Raw genomic sequence first — 4,722 nt, 5'->3', positions numbered from 1 at the left:
TCCGGTCCATCGTCTCGACGACGTTCACGGGGTCGTCGCCGACCGCGGTCTCGCCCGACAGCATTACGGCGTCGGTGCCGTCGAGGACGGCGTTCGCCACGTCGGAGGCCTCCGCGCGGGTCGGCCGCCGCGAGGAGACCATCGAGTCGAGCATCTCCGTCGCGGTGATGACCGGGACGCCCTCGTTGACGCAGGTGCGGATGATCCGCTTTTGAATCACGGGCACGTCCTCGAGGGGGCACTCGACGCCGAGGTCGCCGCGGGCGACCATCACGCCGTCGGCGGCGTCGACGATCCCCTCCAAGTTCTCGACCGCGCCGGCGCGTTCGATCTTGGCGACGATCGGGATGTCCTCGCCGCCGCGGGCCTCCAGCTCGTCGGCGATCTGGTAGACGTCGTCGGCGTCGCGCACGAACGAGGCGGCGACGAAGTCCGCGTCGGTGCGCGCCGCGAGGTCGAGTTCGGCCTCGTCCTCGGGGGTGATCAGGTCGACGTCGATGGCGACGCCCGGGAGGTTCACGCCCTTTCGCGACTTCAGCGTCCCGCCGGAGACGACCGTCGCGACCACGGTCTCGCCGTCGACGCGTTCGACGCGACACTCGATCCGGCCGTCGTCCAAGAGGATCGTGTCGCCCGATCCGGCGGCCGCGATGGAGTGGGAGAGACCGACTCGCTCGGGTGTCGCGTCGTCGCCCTCGACGAAGGCGACCTCGGAGTCGGTCGGGAGTTCGATCGGTTCGTCGATCTCGGCGGTCCTGACCTCCGGTCCCTTCAGGTCGACCATCACCGCGAGCGGGTCGTCGATCTCGTCGTCGACGGTCCGGGCGCGCTCGATCACCGTCTCCCGGTGGTCGGTCGTTCCGTGGCTGGCGTTGAGTCGGACGACGGACATCCCCGCCTCCGCGAGGTCGCGGATCGTGTCCCGGTCGTCCGAGGCGGGACCGATCGTACAGACGATCTTGGCATTGCGCATACCGCCGGGTTCGGCGCAGGGGCGGAAAAAGGGCCACGATTGAATCGTTCCCGAGTGAACGTTCGTGAGGAACGGCGACCACGAGACGGTCATACCCACAGACGCCGCGACGAGGCAGACCGAAATCCACGGTGGCGCGCGCCTCCGAGCGCCCTTTTATGGGCGCGAGGAGCGCCGGGCGAGGAAGTCAGTCGCCGGAGCAACGCGGAGGCGACTGACGAGGCTGGGGAGGCGTGAGGTGCGGTGCTGTCGCGGGGCGGGAATCGAAGGGGCAGCCGCGAGGACGAAGCACACCGACGTAAGCACTGGAAGAAGTGAGCGAAGCGAACGACTGAAGCGCGCAGCGAGGTGCGCGAGTCCTCGCGGCTGGGGCTTCGGCGGTCTCGGTCAGAGTATCGGTAGCGACTACGTCGTAGCGAGCGGCTGGAGGGCCGGAAGGGGGTGGATCTCGCCGATCGTTTCGGACCGATCCCGGAGCCGCGATCCGCGTCTCAGTCGTCAGCGGGGGCGGGTGCGCCGCCGGTCGATAGTTCGACCTCGGGCGCGTCGGAGCCGAGTTCGTCGAGCGCCGTCTGCGCCGCCTTCTTTCCGGAGACGAGCATCGCGCCGAACGTCGGTCCCATCCGCGGGAGGCCATGGGCGGTCGCGACCGCCATCCCGGAGGCGATCAGGCCGTCGTGGACGACGCCGGTGTGTTCGACGACGGCGTCCTCGCTTTCGCCCACCCACATCGAGTCGTGGCCGGGCGAGTCGTGGCCGGGCGCGCCGTACTCGCCGTCGCCGGTCTGGTCCATCCCGGTGTTGTGCTCCTTCGCGTGTTCGATGCCGGGCGCGGAGAGCACGCCGCGCTCGTCGAGCTTGCTGATCGCGACCGCGTCGTGTCCGGTCGCGTCGATGACGAGGTCGGACTCGACCGCGATGGGGTCGACGCAGGTGATCTCGCGCGGGAGCGCGTGGACGGGCGTCCAGTTCATCACGATCCCGCCGACGCGGTGGTCCTCGCGCACGACGAGGTCGGTGAACTCGGTCATGTTCTGGACGCGCGCGCCGGCGTCGCAGGCCGCCTTGATCAGCCCGGAGCAGGCCTCCGGCCCCGGCGCGGTGTAGAGGCCGTCGACGTCGTCGACCGGCTCGTAGTCCACGTCGAGGTCGTCGAGGATCTCCTGTGCGGGGTCACGGACCGTCACCGTGTTCATCAGGAACCCACCGAGCCAGAACCCGCCGCCGAGGTAGTTGTTCTTCTCGACGATCATCACCTTCACGCCGCGCTCGGCCAGCTCCTTCGCGGCCATCAGCCCGGAGGGACCGCCCCCGAGAACGATGACCTCGGAGTCAGTGAAGTCTAAGAAGCCGTCGGTCCACTCGGTACCGATAGCCCGCGTTACGTCGGTCTCGCTCACGTCCGCAAAGCCGTTGAATCCGTCCATACAACTTGGTAGTATTACTCAGTTGTGAAATGTGTTGCGGTCGAAAGACGCGTCTCCCCATCTCCGAACGACGGAGAGAGCGGTCGACGTGCGTGATCGGAGTCCAGACCGGCGAAATCGTGAAAACAGAACTCCCGAATCAGACGACGTGCGGCTCTTCGAGCGACGCGTTCGCCTTCGCGTCGACCGCGAACTCGAACCGAGCGCCGCCCGCGTCGCTCTCCGTCACGTCGACCGCCCACCCGTGCGCGTCGGCGATCCGTTTGACGATCGTCAGTCCGAACCCGGTGCCGTCGGACGCGGTCGTGAACCCCGGCTCGAAGACCTCGTCGACCCGGTCCTCGTCGATCCCCGGGCCGTCGTCCTCGACGTGGAATCCGCCGGCGTGTTCGCGGACGCGCACCCTCACCGGGGACTGCCCGTGGTCGACGGCGTTGCGCAGAAGGTTCTCGATCAGCTGTCGGACCCGGGCGGAATCGCCCTCGACGACCAGCTCACCGTCGGGCAGTTCGAGCTCGTCGGTCGGACAGCCGAACGACTTCCACGCCTCCGACGCGACCGCACCCACGTCGACGGGCTCCGTCTCCGACACCGTCCGTCCGTTGCGGGCGAGCCGCAGCAGGTCTCGGATCATCTGCTCCATCCGTTCGTGTTCCGACGCGAGCCGGTCGAAGTGTTCCTCGTCGCCGTCCAGTCGGGCCAACTCCGCCGCGGCCTCGGCGTTGTTCAGCGGCGTCCGGAGGTCGTGGGACACCACCGAGGTGAACTCCTCTAACCGCTCGTTCTGCCGGAGTAGCTCCTCGCGCCGCCGCTGTTCCTCGGAGGCGTCCCGGAGGATGCCGACGGATCCGCGGAACTCCTCGTCGAACGGTAACGCCGCCATGTGGTCGTAACACGGGATTTCCTTCCCGTCCTTTGACCGGATGTCGACGCTGAACTTCCGTCTCTCCGGTCCCGTCGACGACACGATCTCCGCGAGCTTCTCGTTCGCCTTCTTCACGTCCGATTCGGTCTTGATCAACCCCGGCGAGCTCCCGATTATCTCCTCGCGGTCGTACCCGGTGAGATCGACGAACGGCTCGTTGACGTACTCGAACTCGGCGTCCTCGTTGACGACGTATATCGGGTAGTCGAGCGCCTTCAGAACCGTCGAGTACCGCTCGGACTCGATTTGGCTCCGGTACTCCACCGCCGCGTGCTCGACCCGGTTGGCGAGCCGTCGGATCTGGTCCGGGCCGCCCTTCTGAAGGTAGCCGGTGACTCCGGCGTTGATCGCCTCGGCGGCGATCTCTTCGCTCCCCTTCCCGGTGTACAGGATGAACGGGAGGTCCGGGTACTCGTCTCGCACGTCACAGAGCACCTCCAGCCCGTCGCGGCCCGGCATGTCGTAATCGCTGATCACGCAGTGGAACGTCCCGGCCGCGAGGTGGTCGATCACCCCCTCAGGCTCGGTCGTCGTCGTGACCGCGACCCCGTCCAGCTCCGCGTCGAGGAAGGATTCGGTCAGATCGAGCACCGACGGATCGTCGTCGACGTGGAGTACTTCGACGGGCGCGGTCGCTGCCTCTTGAGGGTCTTCGATAGACATGGAGCTACAGTTGTAAGGGGATACACAGTATAAAACCCTACGACGAAGAAACGGCATCGAGACGGTTTTAGGACCGACGTGCGTCGCGTATCGGCCGTTCTGTCTTCAATAAAAATACTTCGGATCCTCGCGGCGGTAACGAACCCGGCCGGACGGCGCGGGCCGACGCGGCTCGCGGCCGTGTCGCCCGCTGCGACTCGTAGCCTTTTTACCCGCGCTGGCGGTAGACGGACTCACTATGGCTGAGGACAAGGCACGAAGCACCGGAAGTGCGGGCCGATTCGGTGCCCGCTACGGCCGGGTCGCGCGCAAGCGGGTCCAGGACATCGAAGCGGAGATGCGCAACGCGACCGTCGACGGCGACGACGTCACGCGCAAGGGTACCGGCATCTGGGTCAACGAGGAGACCGGCGAGACGTTCACGGGCGGCGCGTACCGCCCCGAGACGCCCGGCGGTCGCACCGTCCGCCGCTCCATCCGCGCCGCGCTCGCCGACGAGGAATAGGACGATGAGCTACAAGTGCTCCCGCTGTAAGCGCGACGTCACCCTCGACGAGTACGGCGGCGTGCGCTGTCCGTACTGCGGCCACCGCGTCCTCCTGAAGGAACGCGGCGGCGACGTCAAGGAAGTCAACGTCGAGTAACGCCGCTTTCTCTCCGGACCGTGACGGCGACGCGACCACACGAGACGGTCCTCTCCGTTACCTACCCCTCCGAGCGACGCGCTCGCGTCG

At 67.3% G+C, this 4,722-nt stretch carries 5 protein-coding genes; 2 read left to right on the top strand and 3 right to left on the bottom strand.

Going from position 1 to position 4,722, the window contains the following annotated elements; genetic code table 11:
- The 3 genes from pyk to BN903_RS13855 all read right to left on the bottom strand — a co-directional run.
- Positions 1-973, bottom strand: a 973-nt coding sequence (pyk, locus tag BN903_RS13865) for a pyruvate kinase (protein ID WP_048078292.1), incomplete at its 3' end; no start/stop codon positions are given.
- A 491-nt stretch (positions 974-1,464) separates the two neighbouring features.
- On the bottom strand, positions 1,465-2,400 hold the full coding sequence (locus BN903_RS13860) for a thiazole biosynthesis protein (protein WP_048078291.1): 936 nt from the start codon (positions 2,398-2,400) through the stop codon (positions 1,465-1,467).
- A 139-nt stretch (positions 2,401-2,539) separates the two neighbouring features.
- On the bottom strand, positions 2,540-3,988 hold the full coding sequence (locus tag BN903_RS13855) for an ATP-binding protein (protein WP_048078290.1): 1,449 nt from the start codon (positions 3,986-3,988) through the stop codon (positions 2,540-2,542).
- A gap of 238 nt (positions 3,989-4,226) precedes the next feature.
- Here BN903_RS13855 and BN903_RS13850 point away from each other — a divergent pair, with 238 nt between their 5' ends.
- Both BN903_RS13850 and BN903_RS13845 read left to right on the top strand, forming a co-directional pair.
- Positions 4,227-4,493: a 50S ribosomal protein L37 gene (locus BN903_RS13850; RefSeq protein WP_048078289.1), complete on the top strand. Its 267-nt coding sequence runs from the start codon at positions 4,227-4,229 to the stop codon at positions 4,491-4,493.
- Between the two features lie 4 nt (positions 4,494-4,497).
- Positions 4,498-4,632: a DNA-directed RNA polymerase subunit P gene (locus tag BN903_RS13845; RefSeq protein ID WP_004049526.1), complete on the top strand. Its 135-nt coding sequence runs from the start codon at positions 4,498-4,500 to the stop codon at positions 4,630-4,632.
- Positions 4,633-4,722: the final 90 nt, after the last annotated feature.

This window comes from Halorubrum sp. AJ67 (genome assembly GCF_000513435.1).
This window is presented reverse-complemented; position numbering and strand designations above follow the sequence as displayed.